23 protein-coding genes and 1 pseudogene are annotated in these 23553 nt (G+C 72.2%); 17 read left to right on the forward strand and 7 right to left on the reverse strand.

Annotated elements, in window-relative coordinates; translation table 11 throughout:
• The 3 genes and pseudogenes from ACFT41_RS13785 to ACFT41_RS13795 all read left to right on the forward strand — a co-directional run.
• A partial coding sequence (locus tag ACFT41_RS13785; RefSeq protein ID WP_377613819.1) for a HAMP domain-containing protein occupies positions 1–2808 on the forward strand: 2808 nt, incomplete at its 5' end.
• A complete protein-coding gene (locus ACFT41_RS13790) occupies positions 2805–3359 on the forward strand; it encodes a two-component system response regulator (protein WP_377580974.1) in 555 nt (184 codons plus the stop codon). The genes ACFT41_RS13785 and ACFT41_RS13790, both read left to right, overlap by 4 nt.
• A 33-nt stretch (positions 3360–3392) precedes the next feature.
• Positions 3393–3734: pseudogene (locus ACFT41_RS13795) on the forward strand (ATP-binding cassette domain-containing protein); the annotation flags it as partial.
• 656 nt (positions 3735–4390) lie between these two features.
• Here the strand turns inward: ACFT41_RS13795 and ACFT41_RS13800 are convergent.
• On the reverse strand, positions 4391–4726 hold the full coding sequence (locus ACFT41_RS13800; RefSeq protein ID WP_377581034.1) for an STAS domain-containing protein: 336 nt from the start codon (positions 4724–4726) through the stop codon (positions 4391–4393).
• Positions 4727–4901: 175 nt separating this feature from the next.
• On the opposite strand from ACFT41_RS13800, the gene hemL reads away from it, so the two are divergent.
• From hemL to ccsB, 6 genes are read left to right on the forward strand one after another with little or no spacing between them, the layout of a single operon-like run.
• A complete protein-coding gene (gene hemL / locus ACFT41_RS13805) occupies positions 4902–6239 on the forward strand; it encodes a glutamate-1-semialdehyde 2,1-aminomutase (RefSeq protein WP_377580971.1) in 1338 nt (445 codons plus the stop codon).
• Positions 6240–6244: 5 nt separating this feature from the next.
• Positions 6245–6892, forward strand: coding sequence for a histidine phosphatase family protein (locus ACFT41_RS13810; RefSeq protein ID WP_377580968.1), 648 nt, complete (start codon positions 6245–6247; stop codon positions 6890–6892).
• Positions 6892–7467, forward strand: a complete 576-nt coding sequence (locus ACFT41_RS13815; RefSeq protein WP_377580965.1) for a TlpA family protein disulfide reductase — start codon at positions 6892–6894, stop codon at positions 7465–7467. Before ACFT41_RS13810 ends, ACFT41_RS13815 begins: the two co-directional genes overlap by 1 nt.
• Positions 7467–8357 (forward strand): cytochrome c biogenesis CcdA family protein, encoded by an 891-nt coding sequence (locus tag ACFT41_RS13820; RefSeq protein WP_377580963.1) that lies wholly within the window; start codon positions 7467–7469, stop codon positions 8355–8357. Before ACFT41_RS13815 ends, ACFT41_RS13820 begins: the two co-directional genes overlap by 1 nt.
• Positions 8357–10111, forward strand: a complete 1755-nt coding sequence (locus ACFT41_RS13825) for a cytochrome c biogenesis protein ResB (RefSeq protein WP_377580960.1) — start codon at positions 8357–8359, stop codon at positions 10109–10111. Before ACFT41_RS13820 ends, ACFT41_RS13825 begins: the two co-directional genes overlap by 1 nt.
• Positions 10111–11121 (forward strand): c-type cytochrome biogenesis protein CcsB, encoded by a 1011-nt coding sequence (gene ccsB, locus ACFT41_RS13830; RefSeq protein WP_377580957.1) that lies wholly within the window; start codon positions 10111–10113, stop codon positions 11119–11121. Before ACFT41_RS13825 ends, ccsB begins: the two co-directional genes overlap by 1 nt.
• 45 nt (positions 11122–11166) lie before the next feature.
• On the opposite strand, the gene ACFT41_RS13835 is transcribed toward ccsB, so the two are convergent.
• A complete protein-coding gene (locus ACFT41_RS13835; protein ID WP_377580954.1) occupies positions 11167–12528 on the reverse strand; it encodes a DNRLRE domain-containing protein in 1362 nt (453 codons plus the stop codon).
• Between the two features lie 476 nt (positions 12529–13004).
• Here ACFT41_RS13835 and ACFT41_RS13840 point away from each other — a divergent pair, with 476 nt between their 5' ends.
• Positions 13005–13811 carry a helix-turn-helix transcriptional regulator gene (locus ACFT41_RS13840; RefSeq protein WP_377580951.1) on the forward strand — a complete coding sequence of 269 codons (807 nt, stop codon included), beginning with the start codon at positions 13005–13007 and terminating at the stop codon, positions 13809–13811.
• Entirely contained in the window at positions 13802–13990 is a 189-nt protein-coding gene (locus ACFT41_RS13845) for a DUF397 domain-containing protein (protein ID WP_377580948.1), read from the forward strand. Before ACFT41_RS13840 ends, ACFT41_RS13845 begins: the two co-directional genes overlap by 10 nt.
• A gap of 113 nt (positions 13991–14103) precedes the next feature.
• Here ACFT41_RS13845 and ACFT41_RS13850 read toward each other — a convergent pair whose 3' ends face one another.
• A complete protein-coding gene (locus tag ACFT41_RS13850; protein ID WP_377581032.1) occupies positions 14104–14580 on the reverse strand; it encodes a MarR family winged helix-turn-helix transcriptional regulator in 477 nt (158 codons plus the stop codon).
• 87 nt (positions 14581–14667) lie between these two features.
• On the opposite strand from ACFT41_RS13850, the gene ACFT41_RS13855 reads away from it, so the two are divergent.
• Positions 14668–15228: a carboxymuconolactone decarboxylase family protein gene (locus tag ACFT41_RS13855; RefSeq protein WP_377580945.1), complete on the forward strand. Its 561-nt coding sequence runs from the start codon at positions 14668–14670 to the stop codon at positions 15226–15228.
• A 266-nt stretch (positions 15229–15494) separates the two neighbouring features.
• On the opposite strand, the gene ACFT41_RS13860 is transcribed toward ACFT41_RS13855, so the two are convergent.
• Positions 15495–15968 carry an alpha/beta fold hydrolase gene (locus ACFT41_RS13860; protein ID WP_377580943.1) on the reverse strand — a complete coding sequence of 158 codons (474 nt, stop codon included), beginning with the start codon at positions 15966–15968 and terminating at the stop codon, positions 15495–15497.
• Positions 15969–16046: 78 nt separating this feature from the next.
• Here ACFT41_RS13860 and ACFT41_RS13865 point away from each other — a divergent pair, with 78 nt between their 5' ends.
• Together ACFT41_RS13865 and mqnP are read left to right on the forward strand one after the other, a co-directional pair.
• Positions 16047–17507 carry a menaquinone biosynthesis decarboxylase gene (locus tag ACFT41_RS13865; protein ID WP_377580940.1) on the forward strand — a complete coding sequence of 487 codons (1461 nt, stop codon included), beginning with the start codon at positions 16047–16049 and terminating at the stop codon, positions 17505–17507.
• Positions 17507–18418, forward strand: coding sequence for a menaquinone biosynthesis prenyltransferase MqnP (mqnP, locus tag ACFT41_RS13870; RefSeq protein WP_377580937.1), 912 nt, complete (start codon positions 17507–17509; stop codon positions 18416–18418). The genes ACFT41_RS13865 and mqnP overlap by 1 nt, the downstream gene beginning before the upstream one ends.
• Before the next feature lie 85 nt (positions 18419–18503).
• Here the strand turns inward: mqnP and ACFT41_RS13875 are convergent, their stop codons facing one another.
• Positions 18504–19499, reverse strand: a complete 996-nt coding sequence (locus tag ACFT41_RS13875) for a terpene synthase family protein (protein WP_377580932.1) — start codon at positions 19497–19499, stop codon at positions 18504–18506.
• An 87-nt stretch (positions 19500–19586) separates the two neighbouring features.
• Between ACFT41_RS13875 and ACFT41_RS13880 the strand changes: the two genes are divergently transcribed.
• The gene (locus ACFT41_RS13880; RefSeq protein ID WP_377580929.1) at positions 19587–20216 is read left to right on the forward strand and encodes a UbiX family flavin prenyltransferase; all 630 of its coding nucleotides are present in this window, start codon (positions 19587–19589) and stop codon (positions 20214–20216) included.
• Positions 20217–20394: 178 nt separating this feature from the next.
• On the opposite strand, the gene ACFT41_RS13885 is transcribed toward ACFT41_RS13880, so the two are convergent.
• Positions 20395–20661 carry a BldC family transcriptional regulator gene (locus tag ACFT41_RS13885; protein WP_117668385.1) on the reverse strand — a complete coding sequence of 89 codons (267 nt, stop codon included), beginning with the start codon at positions 20659–20661 and terminating at the stop codon, positions 20395–20397.
• A gap of 268 nt (positions 20662–20929) precedes the next feature.
• Here ACFT41_RS13885 and ACFT41_RS13890 point away from each other — a divergent pair, with 268 nt between their 5' ends.
• Entirely contained in the window at positions 20930–21388 is a 459-nt protein-coding gene (locus tag ACFT41_RS13890; protein ID WP_377580926.1) for an Lrp/AsnC family transcriptional regulator, read from the forward strand.
• Between the two features lie 104 nt (positions 21389–21492).
• Positions 21493–22584 carry a PLP-dependent cysteine synthase family protein gene (locus ACFT41_RS13895; protein ID WP_377580923.1) on the forward strand — a complete coding sequence of 364 codons (1092 nt, stop codon included), beginning with the start codon at positions 21493–21495 and terminating at the stop codon, positions 22582–22584.
• A gap of 73 nt (positions 22585–22657) precedes the next feature.
• Here ACFT41_RS13895 and ACFT41_RS13900 read toward each other — a convergent pair whose 3' ends face one another.
• Positions 22658–23284, reverse strand: a complete 627-nt coding sequence (locus ACFT41_RS13900) for a putative glycolipid-binding domain-containing protein (RefSeq protein ID WP_377581029.1) — start codon at positions 23282–23284, stop codon at positions 22658–22660.
• Positions 23285–23553 lie beyond the last annotated feature (269 nt).

Raw genomic sequence — 23553 nt, forward strand, 5'->3', positions numbered from 1 at the left:
ACGATGGTGGATCAGCTCAGCTCGTTCGCGGACGAGGTGACGCGGGTGGCGCGCGAGGTGGGCACGGAGGGGAAGCTGGGCGGTCAGGCCCAGGTGCGCGGCGTCGCCGGCACCTGGCGCGACCTGACCGACAACGTGAACTCGATGGCGTCGAACCTGACCGCCCAGGTGCGCAACATCGCGCAGGTCTCGACGGCCGTCGCCAAGGGTGACCTGTCGCAGAAGATCACGGTGGATGCCCGGGGCGAGATCCTGGAGCTGAAGTCGACGGTGAACACGATGGTGGATCAGCTCAGCTCGTTCGCGGACGAGGTGACGCGGGTGGCGCGCGAGGTGGGCACGGAGGGGAAGCTGGGCGGTCAGGCCCAGGTCAAGGGCGTGTCGGGCACGTGGCGGGACCTGACGGACAACGTGAACTCGATGGGGTCCAACCTGACGTCGCAGGTACGCAACATCGCCTCGGTGACCACGGCGGTGGCGAAGGGTGACCTGTCGCAGAAGATCACGGTGGACGCGCAGGGCGAGATCCTGGAGCTGAAGAACACCGTCAACACGATGGTGGACCAGCTCCGGTCGTTCGCCGACGAGGTGACCCGGGTGGGCCGCGAGGTCGGCATCGAGGGCAAGCTGGGCGCACAGGCCCAGGTGAAGGGCGTCTCGGGCACCTGGCGGGACCTCACGGAGAACGTCAACCAGCTCGCCTCGACGCTCACCACCCAGCTGCGGGCCATCGCCCAGGTGTCGACGTCGGTGACCCGGGGCGACCTGACCCAGCGGATCGCGGTCGAGGCGCAGGGCGAGGTCGCCGAGCTGAAGGACAACATCAACCAGATGATCGTCACCCTCCGGGAGACGACGAAGAAGAACGCCGAGCAGGGCTGGCTGGACTCCAACCTGGCCCGCATCGGCGGCCTGCTCCAGGGGCAGCGGGACCTCGGCGAGGTCTGCCGGATGATCATGATGGAGGTGACCCCGCTGGTCGACGCGCAGCTCGGCGCGTTCTTCCTGGCGGACACCTCCGACGGCAGCATGCGGCTGCGGCTGACCGCCTCGTACGGCTACGTGGCCCGGGGGCACGACGTCACGTTCGGGCCGGGTGAGGGCCTGGTCGGGCAGGCCGCGCTCTCCCGCCGGACGATCCGGGTGAGCGCCTCGCCGGACGGCCGGCTCACCCTGCGTTCCGGGCTGGCCAACACCCCGCCGGCCGACCTGGTGGTGCTCCCCGTCCTGTTCGAGGGCGAGCTGCTCGGGGTGATCGAATTCGCCGGCGTGGCGGCCTTCCCCGACCTGCACCTGACGTTCCTGGAGCGGCTGGTGCTGACCATCGGCGTGGCGGTCAACACCATCCAGGCCAACCGGCGCACCGAGGAGCTGCTGGCGCAGTCCCAGCGGCTGGCCCACGAGCTCCAGGAACAATCGGCCGAGTTGCAGCGCACCAACGCCGAGCTGGAGGACAAGGCCCAGCTGCTGTCGGAGCAGAAGGCCAACATCGAGACCCAGAACCGGGAGATCGAGCTGGCCCGGCTCGGCCTGGAGGACAAGGCGCAGCAGCTGACCCGGGCGTCGGCGTACAAGTCGGAGTTCCTGGCCAACATGAGCCACGAGCTGCGTACGCCGCTGAACTCGCTGCTGCTGCTCGCCCGGCTGCTGGTGGAGAACTCGGAGCAGAACCTCACCCCGAAGCAGATCGAGTTCGCCCGGACCATCCACGGCTCCGGCTCGGACCTGCTGCGCCTGATCGACGACATCCTCGACCTGTCGAAGATCGAGGCGGGCCGGATGGACGTCGAGCCGACGGAGGTCCAGTTCACCGACATCCGGGGGTACGTCGAGCAGGCGTTCGCCCCGCAGGCGGAGGACAAGGGCCTCGACTTCCAGGTGCGGCTGGCCAAGGAGCTGCCCCCGGCGCTGGTCACCGACGCGGGGCGGTTGCAGCAGATCCTGCGCAACCTGCTCTCCAACGCGGTGAAGTTCACCGACAACGGCGCGGTGACGCTGCGCATCGCCCCGGCGCCCGAGAACGTCGTGTTCGACGTCCCGGCGCTGACCAACGCCCGGCAGGTGATCGCCTTCACGGTGATCGACACGGGCATCGGCATTTCGGACGACAAGCTGTCGCTGATCTTCGAGGCGTTCCAGCAGGCGGACGGGACGACCAGTCGCCGCTACGGCGGCACCGGGCTGGGCCTGTCGATCAGCCGGGACCTGGCCCGTCTGCTCGGCGGCTCGATCACGGTCAGCTCGGCGCCCGGGGAGGGCTCGACGTTCACCCTCTACGTACCGGAGGTGCTGGCGCCGGACGCGGTGGTAGCGCCCGCGCCGCCGTCGCCGGCCCGGGCGGGCCTGCCGTCGTCGCTGCTCATGCCACCGCTGGAGCTGTCGGAGCCGGCCGAGACGCCAGCGACCCGCCGGCTGGAGGGCGTGACCGTGTTGATCATCGACGACGACGTGCGAAATGTCTTCGCTCTGACCAGCGCATTGGAGCTGCACGGTATGACCGTGTTGTACTCGGACAACGGGGCGGACGGGGTCCGCCTGCTGGCCGAGCATCCGGAGGTGGGCATCGTGCTGATGGACGCGATGATGCCCGACCAGGACGGATACGAGACGACCCGGCAGATCCGCCGCAACCACCACTTCGCCGACCTCCCGATCGTCTTCCTCACCGCGAAGGCGATGCCGGGGGACCGCGAGTCCGCGCTCGCGGCGGGAGGCAGCGACTACATCACCAAACCGGTCGACCTGGACGAGCTGATCGAGCTGATGGCGTCCTGGGTGAGCGGCAGCCGAGGCGAGGAGATTTCGTGACCCAGACGGCCAAGGCGCTGCTGGTCGACGACCGGCGGGAGAATCTGATGGCCCTGGAGGCGATCCTCCAGGGGCTGCCGGTGCAGTCGGTGGCCGTGGAGAGCGGCGAGGCGGCGCTCAAGCAGCTGCTGGTGGACGACTTCGCGGTCATCCTGCTGGACGCGCAGATGCCCGACATGGACGGCTTCGAGACCGCCAGCCACATCAAGCGGCGGGAGCGCACCCGGCACGTGCCGATCATCTTCCTCACCGCCGCCGACAAGGACGCCCAGCTCGCCCTACGCGGGTACGCGGTCGGCGCGGTGGACTACCTGACCAAGCCCTTCGACCCCTGGGTGCTGCGGGCCAAGGTGTCGGTCTTCGTCGAGCTGTGGGTGAAGACCCGGCAGCTGGCCGCGCAGTCCGACCTGCTGCGCGAGCGCGAGGCGCAGTGGCGGGCACTGACCGACGCGGTCGACGAGGCCACGACGCTGCTGCGCGGTGACGCCCCGGACGGCCGGGCCCGCGCCGTGGAACTCATCGAGCAGGCCCGCTGGGGCAACAGCCTGTAGGCTCGCCGATCTCGGCGGCGTAGCTTCGGAAGTGTGGAGAATCCGATAGCCATCTCCGGCCTGGTGAAGACCTTCGGCCGGACCCGGGCGCTCGACGGCCTCGACCTGACCGTCCGCGCCGGCGAGGTGCACGGCTTCCTGGGCCCCAACGGCGCCGGCAAGTCCACCGCCATCCGGGTGCTGCTCGGCCTGCTCCGGGCCGACGCGGGGGCCGTCCGGCTGCTCGGCGGCGACCCGTGGCGCGACGCCGTCGCCCTGCACCGCCGGCTCGCGTACGTGCCCGGCGACGTGACGCTGTGGCCCAACCTGACCGGGGGCGAGGTGATCGACCTGCTCGGCCGGATGCGCGGCGGCATCGACCGCGCCCGCCGGGATCTCGGTGCCGGCATGCTGCCGCAGCGGCTCGGCCCGGCCGTCGCCGGCCCCGCCCTCGCCGGCCCGCTGGGGTTGGCCTGGCGGCTCAACCGGGTCGCCCTGCTCGGCTGGACCGTCGGCGCGGCGGCGCTCGGCGCGGTGCTCGGCGGCGCCGCCGAGGCGGCCGGGGGCGCGGTGGAGGGCAACGAGGCCGTCGCCCGGATGGTGGCGCGCCTGGGCGGCCCGGCGTCGATCGCCGAGGCGTACCTCGGGGCGACCATGAGCATCACCGCCCTCGCCGCCGCCGGTTACGGCATCCAGGCCGCGCTGCGGATGCGGGCCGAGGAGACCGCCCAGCGGGCCGAGCCGGTGCTCGCCACCGGGGTGAGCCGGCCCCGCTGGCTGCTCGGCCACCTCGCCTTCGCCCTGCTCGGCCCGGCGGTCGTGCTGGTCGTCACGGGCCTGGTGACCGGGCTCGCGTACGGCCTGGCCATCGGCGACGTCGCCGGTCGGGTGCCCCGGCTCACCGGGGCGGCGCTGGCCCACGTGCCGGCCGTGTGGGTGCTGGTCGGCGTGGCGGTGCTGCTGTTCGGCCTGCTGCCCCGCGCCAGCGTCGGGGCGGCCTGGGCGGCGCTCGCGACCTGCCCGGCTGACCCGGCGTGGGACCGGTGCCCGGGTCAGTCGGCAGGTGCGCCGTTGCGGATCATCAGGGCGGAGCGGAGGCCCGTGATGTCCAGGACGCGGAGCAGGAAGTCGCCGACGTTGGTCAGCATCAGCAGGCTCTGCGCGTGGCTGGCCTTGCGGCTGAGGACGACCAGGGTGCCCAGGCCCTGGGAGTCGCAGAAGGTGACGCCACCCAGGTCGAGGACGATGCGCGGCGTCGGGTCGGCGAGCGCCTCGTTGACGACGGTCGAGAGCTGGGCGGCCGTGAGCATGTCGATCTCACCGGCGAGGCGAAGCACAGCTTCGTCGTCCGTCCGGTGTAACGTGATGGACAGTTCGGCACGATCCACCCGGTCAGCCTAGCGCGATCCCGCCCACCCGGCCCGCCGAGGCGACCGGGCGCGGCAGGCCCCCGCCGGGGCGGGCGTTCTCCTCCCGCCGAGCACCACCGCCGGGGTGAGCCCGGTAACCCCGATCAGGGGTGGCTGCCGATTCGCCGCCCGGCGCTGACACAATGGCCGCATCGTGACCGATGACTTTTCCGCCGGATCCGGCCGCTACCCGGCCGACGCGCCGGCCTCAGAGGCCCTGTTCGACCGCGCCCGCGCCATCGTGCCGGGCGGGGTCAACTCCCCCGTGCGCGCGTTCCAGGCCGTCGGCGGGACCCCGCGTTTCATGGTCCGGGGGGAGGGCCCCTGGCTCCACGACGCGGACGGCCGGCGCTACGTCGACCTCGTCTGTTCCTGGGGGCCGCTGCTGCTCGGGCACGCCCACCCCGAGGTGGTCGACGCCGTCCAGGCCGCCGCAGCCCGGGGCACGAGCTTCGGCACCCCGACCCCCGGCGAGGTCGAGCTGGCCGCCGAGATCGTGGACCGGACCCCGGTCGAGCAGGTCCGGCTGGTCAACTCGGGCACCGAGGCCACCATGTCGGCGATCCGGCTGGCCCGGGGCTTCACCGGCCGCTCCAAGATCATCAAGTTCGCCGGCTGCTACCACGGGCACGTCGACGCGCTGCTCGCCGCCGCCGGCTCCGGCGTGGCCACCCTCGGCCTGCCCGACTCGCCGGGCGTCACCGGCGCGGCGGCCAGCGAGACGATCGTGCTGCCGTACAACGACGTCGCCGCCGTCGAGGAGGCGTTCGCCGCGCAGGGGCAGCACGTCGCCGCGATCATCACCGAGGCGGCGGCCGGCAACATGGGCGTGGTCGCCCCGCGCGACGGGTTCAACTCCCAGCTCGCCCGGATCGCCCACGCGCACGGCGCGCTGCTCATCGTCGACGAGGTGATGACCGGGTTCCGGGTGTCCCGCTCCGGGTGGCACGGCCTCGACCCGACCGATGCCGACCTGTGGACGTACGGGAAGGTCATGGGCGGCGGGCTGCCCGCCGCGGCCTTCGGCGGGCGCGCGGAGATCATGGCGCGGCTCGCCCCGGCCGGGCCGGTCTACCAGGCCGGCACGCTCTCCGGAAACCCCCTCGCCTGCGCCGCCGGCCTGGCCACGCTGCGGCTGGCCGACGACGCCGTCTACCGCAGGCTCGACGACACGGCCGCCGTCGTGGGCAAGCTCGCCGCCGACGCGCTGGCCGCCGCCGGGGTCCCGCACCGCCTGTCGTACGCGGGCAGCATGTTCTCGATCTTCTTCACGGACGCCGACGTCGTCGACTACGACAGCGCGCGGACCCAGCAGGTCCCGGCGTTCCGGGCGTTCTTCCACTCGATGCTCGCCGACGGCGTCTACCTGCCGCCGAGCGCGTTCGAGTCCTGGTTCGTCTCGGCGGCGATCGACGACGCCGCCCTGGAGCAGATCGCCGCGGCCCTGCCGGCGGCGGCGAACGCGGCGGCAGCGGCGGGTCACGGGGGGTAGCTTCGGTGAGCAAGACGGTGGTTCACGTGCTCCGGCACGGTGAGGTGTACAACCCGGGCCAGATCCTTTACGGCCGGCTGCCCGGCTTCCGCCTGTCGGAGCTGGGCGTGCAGATGGCCAAGGCGGCGGCCCAGGGGCTCGCCGAGCGCCACGTGGTGCACGTGGTGGCCAGCCCGCTCGAACGCGCCCAGCAGACCGCCGAGCCGATCGCCGCCCAGTTCGGTCTGCCCGTCGGAGTGGACGAGCGGCTGATCGAGAGCGCCAACTGGTTCGAGGGCAAGAAGGTCTCCCCGGGCGACGGCTCGTTCCGTGACCCGCGCAACTGGTGGGTGCTGCGCGACCCGGTCACCCCGAGCTGGGGCGAGGCGTACCGGGCCATCGCCGAGCGGATGTTCGCCGCCCTGCACGCGGCCCGCGTCGCCGCCGAGGGGCGGGAGGCCGTGCTGGTCTCCCACCAGCTGCCCATCTGGACGTTGCGTCGGTACGTCGAGCGCAAGCGGCTCTGGCACGACCCGCGTAAGCGGCAGTGCGGGCTGGCCAGCCTCACCTCCTTCCACTTCGACGGCGCGAAGGTCGTCGGGATCGGATACACCGAGCCCGCCGCCCACCTCGTCGCCACGTCGCCGACCGCCCGGACGGCCAAGGGGGCCTGATGTCAGCCCGGAGGTGGATCGCGGGACTCCTCGCGGCCGTGACGGCCACGGCGGCGCTGACCGCCTGCTCCGCCGACAGCCAGGAGCAGCGCTGCACCACCACCGACGGCGTCATCGAGTGCGCCCCCGACCAGCGCTCCGCCGCGCCGAAGCTCGCCGGTGAGCTGCTCACCGGCGGCAGCTACGACGTCGCCAAGGACCTCGGGCAGGTCGTCGTGGTCAACTTCTGGGGCTCCTGGTGCCCGCCCTGCCGGGCCGAGGCCGACGACCTGGAGGCCACCTACCAGGCCACCAGGGGCTCCGGGGTGACGTTCCTCGGCATCAACGTGCAGGACAACCGGGACAAGGCTCTCGCGTTCGAGGAAGGCCGGGTCACCTACCCGAGCCTGTTCGACCCGCCGAGCCGGCTCGCCCTCGCCTTCGACGTCGCGCCGACCACCATTCCGACCACCGTGATCCTCGACCGGGACGGCCGGGTCGCCGTGGTCATCCGGTCGGCGGTCACCCAGGACCGGCTGCGACCGATCGTCGAGCGGATCGCCGCCGAGCAGCCCGCGCCCAACGGTTCGCGCTGATGGGCGAGACCTTCCACGACATCGCCAGCGGCGGCCCGCTGCTGCTGGCCATCGGCGCGGCGGCGCTCGCCGGGCTGGTCAGCTTCCTCTCCCCGTGCATCCTCCCGCTGGTCCCCGGCTACCTCAGCTATGTAACGGGCCTCGCCGGCACCGACCTGGAGCGTGCAAGGAAGGGCCCCCTGTCAACGCCTTCTGTAGAGCAGGGGGCCCCTGTTAACACCCTCGTCGGCGCCGAGGAGGCCGGCGGCGGGGTCGCCGTACGGGAACGGGCGGCGGAGCGTACCCGGGAAGGAAGCCGGACCGGCGCGGGGGTCAAGGGGCGGGTGCTGGCCGGGACGCTGCTCTTCATCGCCGGCTTCACCGCCGTCTTCACCGCCACCGCGATCCTCTTCGCCAGCGTCGGCCGGGTCCTCATCCAGTACGAGCGGCAGCTGGAGATCGGCGCGGGCGTGCTGATCGTCGTGCTCGGGCTGGCGTTCGTCGGGGTGCTTCCCGGCCTGCAACGGGAGTTCCGCATCCAGCGGCTGCCCGCCGCCGGCCTGCTCGGGGCCCCCGTCTTCGGCGCGGTCTTCGCGCTGAGCTGGATGCCCTGCACCGGCCCGACGCTCGCGGCGGTGCTCGGCATGGCCACCCCCGGCGGTCAGCTCGACCGGGCCGTGGTGCTCGCCGTGGCGTACTGCCTCGGGCTGGGGGTGCCGTTCGTCGTCTTCGGGCTGGCCTTCCACCGCCTGCTCGGGGTGTTCCGCGCCGTGCGTCGCAACAGCCGCTGGGTCACCCGGGTCGGCGGGGTCCTGCTGATCCTGATCGGCCTGGCGCTGGTCACCGGCGGGTGGACCAACTTCGTGATCTGGTTGCAGACCACCGTCGGCGTGGGCGAGGTGAGCATCTGATGACCGTCGTCGAGGACCGGCCCGCCCTGCCGGCCGACGCGCCCCGCCGCCGGCGCAACCCCGTGCTGGCCCTGCTGCGCAACTCGTGGCGGCAGCTCACCAGCATGCGTACGGCGCTGATCCTGCTCTTCCTGCTCGCCGTCGCCGCGATCCCCGGCTCGGTGCTGCCGCAGCGCGGGGTGAACCCGGAGAAGGTCGACACGTACTTCGTCGAGCACCCCGACCTGGCCCCGAGGCTCGACCGGATCGGCGCGTTCGAGGTGTTCGGCTCGGTCTGGTTCTCCGCGATCTACCTGCTGCTGTTCACCTCGCTGATCGGCTGCATCGTGCCCCGGCTGCGCGACCACGTGCGCGCCCTGCGGGCGAAGCCGCCGGCCGCGCCGAAGCGGCTGGACCGGCTGCCCCAGCACGCCGTGCTCACCGGCGTCGCCACCGCCGGCCCCGGAGCCGTCGAGGCCATCGCCGCCGAGCTGCGCCGCCGTCGCTGGCGGGTGCAGGTGCGTGGCACCGAGGTCTCCGCCGAGAAGGGCTACCTCAAGGAGACCGGCAACCTGCTGTTCCACACCTCGCTCATCGCCGTGCTGCTCGGGGTCGCGCTCGGCTCCTGGTACGGCTGGCACGGCAACAAGCTGCTGGTGGCCGGCGCGGAGAACGCGTTCTGCAACACCCGCCAGCAGTACGCCGAGGCCAAGCTCGGCCCCCGGGTGGACAGCGCCGACCTGCCGCCGTTCTGCCTGACGCTGACCGACTTCGAGGCCACGTTCCTGGAGTCGACGCAGCCGGAGTCGTACCGGGCCACGGTCGACGTGGAGGAGGCCGGCCGGGCCACCCGCAGCGCGTCCTTCTCGGTGAACGACCCGCTGCGCCTCGGCGACGCCAACGTCTACCTGCTCGGCCACGGCTACGCGCCGATCCTGCGCTACACCGACCGGTACGGCAGGACGCAGACCAGCAACTTCCCGTTCCTCACCACCGGGGACGCCACCCTCACCAGCGAGGGCGTGGCCGCGTTTCCCGACGTCAACGTCGACCCGGCGACGGGGAAGCGGGACGCCGACCTCCAGGTCGCGTTCGAAGGGCTCTACCTGCCCACCGCGCCGCAGCAGCCCCCGTTCACCCGGTCGGAGTTCCCGACCGAGCGCAACCCGGCGGTGGTGCTGGTCGCGTACCAGGGGAACCTGGGCATGGACGCCGGCATCCCCGGCTCGGTGTACCAGCTCGACCAGCGCCAGGTCAGCAGCGGCAAGCTCAAGCAGATCGGCGACCGCAAGCTCGCCGTCGGCGAGAAGTGGACGCTGGACGACGGCAGCGTGCTGGAGTTCGTCGGCACGCAGCCGTACATCACGATCTCGGTCCGGTACGACCCCGGCTCGGCCCTGCTGCTCGTCAGCTCGACGACGTTGCTGGTCGGCCTCATGGGCGCACTGTTCGGCAGGCGTCGCCGGGTCTGGTTCCGCCTCACGCCGGCCGGGCCCGCCGGGACGGACGCCCCGCCGGCCGGGCCCGCCGGGGCATCGGATGCCCCGGTGGACCCCGCCGGTGGATCTCCGACGGCCGGTAGTAGCTTGGTGGAGGCCGGTGGCCTGCCGCGCACCGACTATCCAGGGTTCGCCGACGAGTTCGCGCAGCTCGTCGCCGCCGTCAGCGGCGGCGGAACGTCGCGCGGACAAGCCGGTGACGGGTCGCCGGGCGAGCTGGCCGGCGAGGGCCGCGACGTGGGTGGCCCGGCCGGGACGCGAGAAGGAGCGCAGTGATGTCCGCACTCTCCGACCAGTTGGTCACGTTCGCGATCCTGGCGTACCTGATCGCGATGATCAGCCACGCCGTCGAGTACGCCCTGGGCAACGCCCGCGCCGTCGCCCGGCCCGCCGCGCCCGCGCGCGAGCTGGTCGGGGCGGGGGTCGGCGCGGGAGTCGGCGGCACCGGCGGCCCGGTCGACGCGCCCGACGCGCCCGACGCGCCCGTCACCAAGGCGGCCGGGCCCGACCGGTCCGGCCCCGCCGACCGGGGTCGGCTCGCGGGCCGGGTCGCCGTCTGGATCACCGCGCTCGCCGCCGCGCTGCACCTCGCGGCCACGGTCACCCGCGGTGTCGCCGCCGACCGGATGCCCTGGGGCAACATGTACGAGTTCGTGCTGACCGTGTCGTTCATCGGCACGGCGGCGTGGCTCGCCGTGCTGTGGAAGCGCCCCTCGCTGCGCCGCCTCGGGCTGTTCCTCACCCTCGTCATGGTGCTGCTGCTGGCGTTCGCCGAGCTGAAGCTCTATGTCGAGGTGGTGCCGCTGACCCCGGCGCTCAAGTCGTACTGGTTCATCGTGCACGTGTCGACGATCAGCTTCTCGTCCGGCATCTTCCTGCTGGGCGTCGTGCCGGCGGTCGCGTTCCTCATGCGCAGTGGTTACGAGCAGGGCCGGCGCAGCTTCCCGTACACCCTGGCGAAGCGGCTGCCGGCGGCGGCCGGCCTGGAGCGGCTGACCTTCACGCTGCACGCCTTCGCGTTCCCGATCTTCACCTTCGCGGTGATCGCCGGGGCGATCTGGGCGGAGGCCGCGTGGGGCCGCCCGTGGGGCTGGGACCCGAAGGAGACCTGGGCGTTCATCTCCTGGGTGGTATACGCGGGCTACCTGCACGCCCGGGCCACCCCGAGCGTGCGGCGCAACGTGGCGACCTGGATCGCCATCGTCGGCTTCCTCACCATGCTGATGAACCTGTTCGGGGTCAACTTCTTCTTCACCGGCCTGCACTCGTACGCCGGGGTGAGCTGACCCGACGGGTCCGACCGTGCGCGCCGGTCGGACCCGGCCCCGGGTTCAGTGGCAGGTGCCGGTGCCCGAGTCGGTGAAGGTGCCGCCGGCCACGGGTAGGAACTGCCAGGTGTAGCTGCTCGGGGAGAGCGTCAGCTTGAGCACCCCGTAGGTCCGTCCGTTCTTCACCTCGCTGTTGGCGGCGGGCTCGGGGAACGAGCTCTGGAGCGAGCGACCCCCGGTGCCCACCACCCATTCCCGGATGCCCCGGGCCGGGTCGGCGACCCCGGACGGGTTCTGCGGGGCGAACCGTTCGTACTGGTGGTTGTGCCCGTTGATGACGATCTCGGCACCCGCGTCGTAGAGCGCCTGGAACAGCGGGCGGGAGTTCGACGACTGCCGGCCGCCGGAGCTGAACAGCGGGTGATGATATTGGGCCAGGGTGCAGCGGGTCGGGTGCGCGGCCAGGTCCGCGCGCAGCCACCGCTCCTGGGGCGAGCCGGCCTGGCAGCCGCCGACCTTCGAGCAGTTGGTGTTCAGCACGACGATGTGCCAGCCGGCCTTGTCGAAGGAGTAGTAGCCCTTGCCGGGCGGCAGGACCGGGCCGAAGTAGTCGAACGTGGGTTTGGCGTCGGCCGTGATGTAGTCGTGGTTGCCGAGGATGGGCTTCGTCCGGTCCTTGAACCGGCCCCAGGTCGGGTCGTAGCAGTTGGCGAGTTGGTCCGCCGTACCGCTGTCGGTCAGGTCGCCGCCGGCCATCACGGTGCCGGGCTCGCGGGCGACGATCTGCGCGGTCTGCGCGGCGCCGGTGGTGCTGCACGCGGAGATGTCGCCAGCGTTGAGCAGCACGTTGTCGCCCGTGGGCGGGGGGCCGGTCCGGATGATCAGTTGCGGGGAGAGTCCGGGGACCTCCCGGCTGTCGTAGAAGGCGCCGTTCGGGTTGTCGGACGAGAGGGAGAAGCCGACGATGCCGTTGCCGGTGACGGCGCCGGTGACGTCCAGCTCGTACCAGGTGTTGCTGCGCACCGTGCCGAGCGTGTCGAGCGGTCCGCCGATCGACGCTGGCCGGGTGGCGTACGTCAGGGTGCGCTCCGACCAGTCGGTGCCGACCCGCTGCGCGGTGCCGCCGGTCGGGCTGGGGGCGTTGGTGGTGTTCTGGACGTGCAGCCGCAGGCGGGCGCTGGTGACCGGGTCGACCAGCCGGGTGACCGTGAACTGAAGGTAAGAGATCCGGGTGGGGGAGGCGCCGACCATCAGTGTGTTGGTGCCGTTGAAGTTCGTGTTCGGGTTGGACGAACTGACGTAGGTGTCCTGGCTGGGGAGGAACGTCACGGTGGTGGTGGCTGCCGCTGCGGGCGGCGCACCGCCGAGTAGCACGGCCACGAGGGCGAGGGCCGTCAGCACGCCATGGGGAGCGCGTCTGTCCATGGGATCTCCGTCCGGGCCGGCCGACCACCACGGGTCGCGGTGCTGCTTCCAGGCCCGCCCATGCCCGGAGAGTGGACCCCTGGACCCGTCACCGCAGTGTCAACGATTGGTCACCGTCGGGTGATCACCCCGTCGGCGTCGCGGATGCGGACCAGCAGGGGCGAGAGGCCATCCGGGGCGCCGGACACGTACGCGTCGTCCATGCCCCCATCGTGTCGCCGGGTGCTCTTGCCGGCGAGCGCCGACCCGCTTCTGCGAGATGTTTAGAACTGCACTTATAAGAATTGTGGTGGGCGCGATGGCGTTGACGAAGCCGTCCGGCATCCGCTACCCGGGCAGCCTGGCCGCCGTGATTCCACAACCGCTCCACAATTCGCCCGTTGAGGGCTGACAGTCCGCGCGCGAGTCGCTACGGTCCGGCAGGTCGTGTCCCGCCGGGTTCGGTGGGTTCCTCTTCTCCAGCGCGGGAGTATCGGATGGGTGAGCAGATGTCGACAGCGGTGGTGATCCGCGCCCAGCTTCGCCGGTTGCGGGGCGCGGCGGGGCTCAACCAGGAGGAGTACGGGCGGCGAGTGCACTACTCGCCGTCGCTGATCTCGGCGGTGGAGTTGGGGCAGGCCACCCCCACGCTCGCCTACCTGAAGCGCGCCGACGAGGTGCTCGGCACCGGCGGGCTCTTCGTCGCGCTGCGCGCGCTGGGCCGCCGGGAGCGGGAGCCGATCTGGTTCCGGCCCTGGCTGGAGGCGGAACGGGAGGCCGCCCAGCTCCGTTGTTTCGGCGCGATGATGGTGCCCGGGCTGTTGCAGACGGCCGACTACGCGCGCGCGGTCTTCCGGCTGGACGCCGCCCTCACGCCCGATCGCGTCGAGGAGATGGTGGCCGCCCGCCTCGACCGGCAGGGCATCCTCGGCGGGGACGACCCGGCCCACCTGACCGCCGTGATCGACGAGACCGCCCTGCGCCGCTTCTCCGAGGGCACGGCCGAGATGATGGTCGGCCAGTTGCGCCACCTGGTCGACTGCGCCCGGCGGCCACACGTCCGGGTGCACCTGCTGCCGGTGGGGGGCGGGCTGCACGCCGGGCTGTTCGGGCCGTTCATCCTCGGCTGGTCGGCCGACGGCGACTGGACGGGCTTCCTCGACAACCAGATCGGCGGCACCGTGGTGGACGAGGTCGAGGGGATGGCGACGCTGCTGCGAAGGTGGGAGAGTGTGCGCAGCGACGCACTGTCCCGACAGCAGTCGATCGACCTGATCGAGGAGATCCTCAAGCCATGGACCTGACCGGTGCCCGGTGGCGCAAGTCCACCCGGAGCGGCAACGACAGCGGCGCGTGCGTCGAGGTGGCCGACAACCTGCCCGGCCGGGTGCTCGTACGCGATTCCAAGGACCGCGACGGCGCGGTGCTGATCTTCTCGCCGAGCGCCTGGCGGTCCTTCGTGGAGCTGGCGAGCGCCGGCTGAGCAGCCCTGCGCCTGCTGGTGTCGGCATCCGGCGCTGGCTGCTGCCGGTGGCTGCGTTCGTTGCTGCCGGTTGACCTGATCTGGCTGCTGCCGGTGCGCGTACCGGCGGTCGGTCAGGCGCCGAACCAGCCCGGGACGTCGAGCCGGAAGAAGTTCGGCTGGGCGACCCGGCTCAGGTCGTCCTCCAGGGCGCTCACCCGTTCCTCGCCCAGCGTCTGCGCCCAGCGGGCCCGCAGGGTGTCGAAGAGGGTCGCCGAGCGGCGCAGCCCGTCGTGCCCCCGATCGGTCAGCCGAATCAGCTTGCGCCGCGCGTCGGCGGGGTCGTCGGCGCGTTCCAGGTAGCCGAGGGCGACCAGCCGGTCGACGGTCTTGCCGGCGGCCTGCTTGGAGACGCCGAGGCGGTGACCGAGCTCGCTGGCGGTCGTGCCGGCCGGGCCGACGGCCTGGAGGACGAAGCCGTGCACCGGCCGCAGCTCCGGGTGCCCCTGCCGGGCCAGCTCCGTGTGCAGGTCGTCGACGAGGGTACGGAAGCCGGCCAGCAGCAGCAGGGGCAGCAGGAAGCCGGGGCGCTCGGGATCGCCCGGTGCCACGTTCACGGGGTCAGCCGTTGCCATGTTCGACAACCACGTTTACTATTTGGTCAACCACGTTGACCATCGTACGCGAAGAGGTTGTCCATGCCCCGACCGGCCTTCACCGCCCACACCCTCGACACCGCGCCCGCCGCCGCCCGGCCCACCATGGCCGGGGTCCACCGCAAGCTCGGGCACCTGCCCGCCGCCGTCGCCCTGATGGCCGAGTCCCCGGAACTGCTCAAGGGCTTCCTCTCTGCCAGCGCCACCTTCGAGTCCACCGACCTCGACCCGGTCGCCCGCGAGGTGGTCGTGCTCACCGTGGCCGTCCGCAACGAGTGCCACCTCTGCGTGGCCATGCACACCGCCACCCTGGCCCGGCACGGCGGCACGGCGGAACTGGCCGAAGCGCTGCGCGCCGGGACGGCGCTGCCCGAGCCGCGACTCGAGGCGCTGCGCCGGTTCACCGTCGCCGTGCTCGACCACTCCGGTGCCGTCCCCGACGAGGAACTGGCCGCCTTCTTCTCCGCCGGCTGGCAGCCCCGGCACGCGTTGGACGTCGTGCTCGGCATCGGCACGTACACCATCTCCACCTTCGCCAACCGCCTCGTAGACGCCCCTCTCGACCCGCCACTGGCCGCGTACGCCTGGACGCCCGCCGCCTGACCGCCGCCTTGCGCGTCGATCTTGCACTTTCGGCCCTTCGGATGGGTGCTTCGCCCTTTTCGCCCGGGCCGCAACCACAAGATCGGCGCGGGCGGGGGCAGCCCGCCCTGGTTCGGCTCGGTTCGGCTCGGTTCGACTCGGCTCGGTGATCAAGAAGTTTGCGTCATCGCAGAGATCAACTCTGACACTTTCCTCTTGATCACCGGGCTGGGCGGGTGGGGCCGGGCCGGGTGGGGTGACCCGCTGACCGCCGCCCGCAACCGGCGTCAGCCGCGCAGGAAGGGCAGCAGCAGGTCGGTCAGCTCGGCCGGGCGCTCCTCGAAGAGCCAGTGACCGCTCTCCTCGACCACCCGGCCCTCGACCGTGCGGGCGTACCGGCGCACCTGGTCGGCCACCTGCCCGCCGAGGCTGGCCCTGGCCCCGACGGCGAGCACCGGCATCGGCAGCGGTCGCTTCCGGTACGCCGCGTTGTCCGCGACGTCCTGCCCGAACGCCCGGAAGTAGGCGAAGCTGGCCCGCAGGTGTGCCGGATCGCCCAGGTGCCGGGCGTACTCCTCGATGTCGTCCGCGCCGATGCTGCCCTTGTAGGCGTACGCGACCATGGCGCCCACGTCGTGGCCGACCAGCCTGATGTCGCCGGCCAGCTCCGGCAGCAGCCCCCGCCACATCCGCCAGCACTGCGGGTAGCCGTGCAGCAGCACCAGGGTCGGCCCCCGGCGCCCGGGTGACTGGGCTGTCAATAGGGGGCCCTTCCTCTACAGAAAGCGTTAACAAGGGGCCCTTCCTTGCACCTCAGGCGGGTGCGGGAGACTGGGGGCATGGCGGCACGTGGGTTCCCGTACACCGATCTCAAGGACTTTCTCGCGGCCCTGGAGCGGGCGGGGGAGTTGCGTCGCGTCAGCGTCCCCGTGGATCCGACCCTGGAGATCAGCGAGATCGTCACCCGGACCGTGCGCGACGGCGGCCCCGCGCTGCTGTTCGAGCGCCCCACCCGGGGTGAGCTGCCGGTGGCGATCAACCTGTTCGGCACCGAGAAGCGGATGGCGATGGCGCTGGGCGTCGACTCCCTCGACGAGATCGGCGCGCGGATCGGCGCGCTCATCAAGCCGGAGTTGCCCGTCGGCTGGTCCGGCATCCGCGAGGGCCTCGGCAAGGTCATGCAGCTCAAGTCGGTGCCGCCGCGCAAGGTCAAGACGGCCCCCTGCCAGCAGGTGGTCTACTCCGGTGACGACGTCGACCTGGGCCGGCTGCCCGGCCTCCAGGTCTGGCCCGGCGACGGCGGCATCTTCCACAACTACGGGCTCACCCACACCAAGCACCCCGAGACCGGCAAGCGCAACCTCGGGCTCTACCGGCTCCAGCAGCACTCCCGCAACACGCTGGGCATGCACTGGCAGATCCACAAGGACTCCACCGCCCACCACGCGGTCGCCGAGCGGCTCGGCCAGCGCCTGCCCGTCGCGGTCGCGATCGGCTGCGACCCCGTCGTCTCGTACGCGGCCAGCGCGCCGCTGCCCAGCGACATCGACGAGTATCTGTTCGCCGGGTTCCTGCGCGGCGAGCGGGTCGAGATGGTCGACTGCCTCACCGTCCCGCTCCAGGTGCCCGCGCACGCCCAGATCGTGCTGGAGGGCTACCTGGAGCCCGGCGAGCGGCTGCCCGAGGGGCCGTTCGGTGACCACACCGGCTTCTACACGCCGGTCGAGCCGTTCCCGGTGCTGCACATCGAGACGATGACCATGCAGCGCGACGCGGTCTACCACTCGATCGTCACCTCGAAGCCGCCGCAGGAGGACCACGGCCTCGGCAAGGCCACCGAGCGGATCTTCCAGCCGCTGCTGAAGCTGCTGATCCCCGACATCGTCGACTACGATCTGCCGGCCGCCGGGGTGTTCCACAACTGCGCGATCGTGTCGATCCGCAAGCGCTACCCCAAGCACGCCCAGAAGGTGATGAACGCGATCTGGGGCGCGCACCTGATGTCGCTGACCAAGCTCATCGTGATCGTCGACGACGACTGCGACGTGCACGACTACCACGAGGTCGCGTTCCGGGCGTTCGGCAACGTCGACTACGCCCGCGACCTGCTGCTCACCGAGGGGCCCGTCGACCACCTCGACCACTCCTCCTACCAGCAGTTCTGGGGCGGCAAGGTCGGCGTCGACGCCACCCGCAAGCTGCCTACCGAGGGCTACACCCGGGGCTGGCCCGAGGAGATGACCATGGCCCCCGAGGTCGTCTCGCTGGTCGACAAGCGCTGGAAGGAGTACGGGATCTGATGGCCACCGCCGCTGCTGCGCCCGCGCGGCCGGGCCGCGTCAAGTCCTTCCTCAAGCTCGTCGCGATCGAGCACTCCGTCTTCGCGCTGCCGTTCGCGTACCTGTCGGCGCTGACCGCGATGCAGGTCAACGGCGGGCGGGTGCGCTGGGGAGACCTGCTGCTGATCACCGTGGCGATGGTCGGGGCGCGGACGTTCGCCATGGCCGCCAACCGGATCCTCGACCGGCGGATCGACGCGCGGAACCCGCGTACCGCCGCCCGGGAACTGGTCACCGGGGCGGTGAGCGTGCGGACGGCCTGGACCGGCGCGGGCGTCGCGCTCGTGGTGTTCCTCGCCGCCGCCGCCCTGCTCAACCCGCTCTGCCTGGCGCTCGCGCCGCTCGCCGTGATCCCGCTGGTCGTCTACCCGTACGGCAAGCGGTTCACCGACTGGCCGCACGCCATCCTGGCGGTCGCGCAGGCGGTCGGCCCGGTCGGCGCGTGGCTCGCCGTCACCGGCACCTTCGCCGGCTCCTGGCCGGCGTGGCTGCTCGGCGCGGCCGTCGGCCTGTGGATCGGCGGCTTCGACCTGATCTACGCCTGCCAGGACGCCGACGTCGACCGCGAGATCGGGGTGCACAGCGTCCCCGCCCGGTACGGGCTGCGGTTCGCCCTGCACGCCTCCACCGTCGCGCACGTGGTGACGTTCGCGGCGTTCGTCTGGTTCGGGGCGCTCGTCGGGTTCGGCTGGCCGTGGTGGATCGGGCTGGTGCTCACCGCCGCCGCGTTCGGCTACCAGCACCTGGTGGTCAGCCCGACCGACCTGAGCAAGGTCAACCGGGCCTTCTTCACGGCGAACGGGTTCGTCGGCATCGCGCTGTTCGTGTTCGCCCTGCTCGACCTGGTGGCGCGGCTCGGCCTGCGGGTGTGAGCAGGGGGTCGATGCCGGGCTGAGGATCGCCGCGCGGGAGTCGCTCTTCCGCATCGAGCCGTCCGCCCCGAGCGGTGGGCGGCTGCTACGACCAGTGTGCGGGCGGGTCGGCGTACCGGTGTGCGGGCGGATCGGCGTACCGGGCGCTCTCCAGCGACCAGTCGATCGTGCCCCGGACCGAGTTGGCCACGACCGCCACGTGATCGGCCACCGCCAGATCCAGCTCCGGCCCGAAGGACGGTAGGGCGCCCTGCAACTCGGTGAACCGGCGCATCCGAACCCGCCACCGGTCGGCCACCATCCCGGTGGCGGTCGTCACCGGCACGCCGTGCTCCCGCGCGAGTGCGAGCACCAGGTTGTGCCCGCCCGACGTGGCCTGGTCCCGCTTCAACGACACCACGTCGTTGAACCAGGACAACAGGTCGTTTCCGATCGTGTCGAGTTCGCGTAGCTGCGGGTGGTGGTAGATGGCGTCGGGTAGCGGGCGGCGGGTGACAAACTCCGTCAACGTGTACGAGACGTACGCCGCCGACGTCGCCCGCCGCAGGTCGACGTACTCGGCCACGTCCGGTTGATGGCCGGTGGACCGGTTCACCGCCTCCCGGTACGCCCCGTCGAGGTGGTGCGCCACCGCGTCGGTGAAGCGGGTCCGCCAGCCCTCGGGCATCTGCCGCCGGAGCGACCGAAAGGCATCCAGCAGCAGCCGGCGCAGTGGCCCGACGAAGCCCGGGTGCCGGGCGCTCGCACCGCTGCGCAGCGCTCGCAGGATCCCGTCCCGGAGCGCGCGGATCTGGTCCGGGGCCTCACCGAGCCGGCCGTCGCACAGGTCGTCGACCAGGAAGAACCAGGTGAAGAGCAGACTCACCGCACACAGCTCGGGGGTGCCGGCGTCCGGGTAGAGGCGGGCCGCGTACCGGGCGAACCCCGCCCGGCCGAGCTGGTCCAGGCCGGCGCGGTCCAGCGGCAGGTCGGCGCGGGCCAACCGGTTCTCCAGCCACTCCTGCACATCGTCGGCGTGCCCGGACATCCGGGGCGTCAGCGGACACTCCGCACTCAGCATCCGGGCCACCGCACCGGTCATTGACCTTCCTCCACATCTGTGCCGCGTTGCCGGGCGACCAGGAACCCCCGGTTCGACGGGGTCGAGCCGACCGGGCAGGCTTGAAGCATGCGTGAGCCATGGGTGGTCGGCATCTCCGGGGCGTCCGGTACGCCCTACGCGGCGGCGGTCGTACGCGGATTGCTGGACGCGGGTGCCCCGGTCGATCTCGTCGTCTCCCGGGCCGCCCGGCTGACCATCCTCGACGAGACCGGGCGGGCCTTCCGCGACGGGCACTGGGCCGAGGACCTCGCGGCCTGGCTCGGGCGTGACCTGGGCGACGCCGACGTGCGGCACTGGCCCGCCGGCGACCTCGCCGCCGGCCCCAGCAGCGGCTCCTACCGGGTACGCGGGATGGCGGTCGTGCCGGCCAGCACGGCGGCCTGCGCCGGCATCGCGATCGGCCTGTCGAAGGACCTGTTGCAGCGGGCCGCCGAGGTCAACCTCAAGGAGCGCCGGCCGGTGGTGGTCGTGCCCCGCGAGACGCCGGTGACCCGCAGTCACCTGGAGCACCTGATCGCCCTGCACGACGCCGGGGCGGTGGTGCTGCCCGCGAGCCCGGGCTTCTACGGCGCCGGGGCGTCCGCCTCCGCGCAGCAGCTCGTCGACTTCGTGGCGGGGAAGGTGCTCGACGCGCTGGGCGTGCCACACACGCTGTTCCGCCGCTGGTCCGGCGAGCTGGGCGCTGCCCGCTCCTGACTCGGCCCGGCGTCGGGCGCTCCTGACTCGGCCCGGGTCGGGCGCTTCTGACTCGGCCTCGGGTCGGGCGGCTTCGGCCCTGCCGCTGCGGACCCCGACGCACGCCGGACCGGTGGCCGGACGCGGGCCGGACTGGCCGGCCCGTGCCCGTCAGCGCACCTGCTCAGTACACCCCTGGTCAGTACATCCCGGCATTGGCCGGGCCAGGGCCGGTCGACGCGGCGGGGCCGACGTTGCGAGCCTTCCCCATGTCGTCCGCCTCGTCCAGCATGCCCTCCCCCTCAAGCAGGGCCCGCACCTCGGATTCCCGAAACCGGCGATGCCCGCCTGGAGTCCGGATGCTGCCTATCCGGCCAGCGGCCGCCCAGCGCGTCACAGTCTTCGGGTCTACCCGAAACAGCGCGGCGACCTCACCCGGTGTCAGCAGGCGATCTCCAGTGTCCACAGCCCCCTCCTCGCGTCGACGAAGCCCCCGGCTGAACACACTGCCCCCGGCCGGTGCGAGCCCAGAGCCGTCATGAGGGACGTATGGCAATTACAGCACCAGCGACCTGGCCTGTCCGCCAAACGCGAAAAACGCACTGAGTGGGAAGTTAGTAAACTGGGGCGGCTCTGCTCTCCCTCGACCGAAGGTCTGCGGACACTCACCTGCTGTCATGTGCAACGCATGCCGGGCGACCCGCGTTACGCCCCAACGACTAGGGTCACAGTCCGTGGACGCCATCGACCTCAGCCTCGTGGAGCTGTTGCAGGGCAACGCCCGACTCTCGTACGCCGAGCTGGCCCGCCAGGTCGGCCTCTCCGCCCCGGCCGTGCACGAGCGGGTCGGCAAGCTGGAGTCGAGCGGCGTCGTCCGGGCGTACCGGGCGGAGGTGGAGCCCGAGGCCATCGGGCTCGGCGTGACCGCGCTCATCGGCATCGTCGAGGACTCCGGCGGCGACACCGACGACGTGCTGGAGGCGTTCCGGCGAATGCCCGAGATCGAGTCCTGCTATTTCATGGCGGGGGTCGAGTCGTTCCTGCTGAAGGCCCGGGTCGGCACCATCGCCGAGCTGGAGCAGCTGATCGTGCGGCTGAACCGTACCCCCGGGGTGGCCTCCACCCGGACCGGCATCGCCCTCTCCACCAAGTGGGAGAACCGCCCGCAGCCGCTCGGCCGCCCTGCCACCTGACCACCTGACCGCCCCGCCACCTGACCGCCCCGTTGCCCCGCCGGGCGGCGCGGCCCCGGCACACGGCGGCGACCAGGGCCGACCCGCTTGCTACGTTTCCGAACATGACTCATCTCGACCGGTGCGACGAGGCCAGCCGGCGCTGGGTGACCGAGGCGATCGCCACGGTCGAGGCCGACGCCAACCGGTCCGCCGACACCCACCTTCTGCCGTTCCCGCTGCCCCGGGAGTGGGGGATCGACCTCTACCTCAAGGACGAGTCGGTGCACCCCACCGGCTCGCTCAAGCACCGGCTCGCCCGGTCCCTGTTCCTCTACGGGCTCTGCAACGGCTGGATCGGCCCGGGGACGACGGTCGTCGAGGCGTCCTCCGGCTCGACGGCGGTCTCCGAGGCGTACTTCGCCCGGATGCTGGGGCTGCCGTTCATCGCGGTGATGCCGGCGTCCACCTCGCCCGAGAAGATCATCCAGATCGAGTTCCAGGGCGGGCGCTGCCACCTCGTCGACGACCCGGCCAAGGTGGTCGTCGAGGCGCGCTGGCTCGCCGAGGACTCCGGCGGGCACTTCATGGACCAGTTCACGTACGCCGAGCGGGCCACCGACTGGCGGGGCAACAACAACATCGCCGAGTCGATCTACGCCCAGCTCGCGCTGGAGCGGCACCCCGTACCGGCCTGGATCGTCGTCGGGGCCGGCACCGGCGGCACCAGCGCCACCATCGGGCGGTACACCCGGTTCCGGCGGCTGCCCACCAAGCTCTGCGTGGTCGACCCGGAGAACTCGGCGTTCTATCCCGCCTGGCAGGCGGCCGACTGGTCGGTGTGCACCGGCCGGGGCTCGCGGATCGAGGGGATCGGCCGGCCCAGCGTCGAGGCGTCGTTCCTGCCCGCCGTGGTGGACCGGATGGTCCAGGTGCCCGACGCCGCCTCCCTGGCGGCCATGCGGGCCGGCTCGGCCCTGCTCGGCCGCCGGGTCGGCGGCTCCACCGGCACCAACCTGTGGGGCGCGTTCGGCCTGATCGCCGGGATGCTCGCCGAGGGCCGCACCGGCTCGGTGGTCACGCTGATCTGCGACCCGGGGGACCGGTACGCCGACACGTACTACGCCGACGACTGGGTGGCCGCGCAGGGCCTCGACCTCGCCCCGCACCTGGCGACCGTCGATCGCTTCCTCACCACCGGTACCTGGCCTGCGTGAAAGGAGGGGCCCCCTATTAACGCATTCTGTTGTACAAGGGGCCCCTCCTAACACCTGAGGAAACGCGAGACGCTCAGCGCGGGGCGACACGGTCGGCCAGGCCCGGGTAGCGCAGCACCCAGCCGTCCGGGTCGACGTCCAGCTCGGCGGTGAACGTCCCGCTGGCGAAGCGGATCCGGCCCGGCCCGAGCGCCGTGTAGACCTGCTCGGCGGGCAGCACCATCAGGCTGGGCACCAGCACCCACGCCACGGTGATCCGGTGCCCCGTCCCCGCCCCCGTCGAGGCCGAGGTCAGCCCGAGCCGGCGTACCGGAAGGGTGTTGAACAGCGGCGAGCCGCTCAGGTCGACGTCCACCGCGCCGGCCAGCCGGTCCGGATCGTCGGTGCCCGGCAGGCCCGCCGGCGGATGCCCGGCCACCCGTAGCGCCGCGTCCAGGTCGCCCTGCTCGGTGGTGGTCACGCGCCACCGGCCGCCGACCGGTTCCAGGCGTACGCTCCGCTGCCAGCCCGCCCCCTCCGCCTCGACCTCCAGCCGGCTGGTCGCCCAGTCGGAGCCGGCCGTCAGCCGGTAGCGGCAGGTGTAGGGGATCGGGTCGACGGCGAGCGCGACGCCCCGCGCGCCGAGTCCGGCGCCGTCGTCGACCACCACGTGCTCGCTGCCGGCGGTGTCCGTGCGGCCCCAGAACAGCGACTTCGGCATGGTCGGCATGAACCCGGACATTACGGCACGCCGCACCCGCCGGCAGCGTAAGCGGAAACACCGCCGCGGAGCGTGGGCTCTGCGGCGGCGTTCCGGTCGTCGTCAGGATCAGTGGGTACGCGCCGGCGGTCGCCCGCCGAAGCCACGCCGGTCGTCACGGGGCCGGTCGTCCCGTCCGCGCCCCTCGGGACGGAATCCGCCCCGCCGATCGCCGGTACGCGGGTCCCCGCCCCGCTCGCCGAAGCCCCGCTCGCCGAAGCGGCGCTCGC

Source organism: Micromonospora sp. NPDC057141, assembly GCF_042670805.1.
Taxonomy (GTDB): Bacteria; Actinomycetota; Actinomycetes; order Mycobacteriales; family Micromonosporaceae; genus Micromonospora.

Excerpts from the sequence above, each read along its gene's own strand:
- ACFT41_RS13815 (WP_377580965.1), top strand. The coding sequence starts at position 6,892 with ATGTCAGCCCGGAGGTGGATCGCGGGACTCCTCGCGGCCGTGACGGCC.
- ACFT41_RS13820 (WP_377580963.1), top strand. The coding sequence starts at position 7,467 with ATGGGCGAGACCTTCCACGACATCGCCAGCGGCGGCCCGCTGCTGCTG.
- ACFT41_RS13825 (WP_377580960.1), top strand. The coding sequence starts at position 8,357 with ATGACCGTCGTCGAGGACCGGCCCGCCCTGCCGGCCGACGCGCCCCGC.
- ccsB (WP_377580957.1), top strand. The coding sequence starts at position 10,111 with ATGTCCGCACTCTCCGACCAGTTGGTCACGTTCGCGATCCTGGCGTAC.
- ACFT41_RS13835 (WP_377580954.1), bottom strand. The coding sequence starts at position 12,528 with ATGGACAGACGCGCTCCCCATGGCGTGCTGACGGCCCTCGCCCTCGTG.
- ACFT41_RS13840 (WP_377580951.1), top strand. The coding sequence starts at position 13,005 with ATGGGTGAGCAGATGTCGACAGCGGTGGTGATCCGCGCCCAGCTTCGC.
- ACFT41_RS13845 (WP_377580948.1), top strand. The coding sequence starts at position 13,802 with ATGGACCTGACCGGTGCCCGGTGGCGCAAGTCCACCCGGAGCGGCAAC.
- ACFT41_RS13855 (WP_377580945.1), top strand. The coding sequence starts at position 14,668 with ATGCCCCGACCGGCCTTCACCGCCCACACCCTCGACACCGCGCCCGCC.
- ACFT41_RS13865 (WP_377580940.1), top strand. The coding sequence starts at position 16,047 with ATGGCGGCACGTGGGTTCCCGTACACCGATCTCAAGGACTTTCTCGCG.
- mqnP (WP_377580937.1), top strand. The coding sequence starts at position 17,507 with ATGGCCACCGCCGCTGCTGCGCCCGCGCGGCCGGGCCGCGTCAAGTCC.
- ACFT41_RS13875 (WP_377580932.1), bottom strand. The coding sequence starts at position 19,499 with ATGACCGGTGCGGTGGCCCGGATGCTGAGTGCGGAGTGTCCGCTGACG.
- ACFT41_RS13880 (WP_377580929.1), top strand. The coding sequence starts at position 19,587 with ATGCGTGAGCCATGGGTGGTCGGCATCTCCGGGGCGTCCGGTACGCCC.
- ACFT41_RS13895 (WP_377580923.1), top strand. The coding sequence starts at position 21,493 with ATGACTCATCTCGACCGGTGCGACGAGGCCAGCCGGCGCTGGGTGACC.
- ACFT41_RS13900 (WP_377581029.1), bottom strand. The coding sequence starts at position 23,284 with ATGCCGAAGTCGCTGTTCTGGGGCCGCACGGACACCGCCGGCAGCGAG.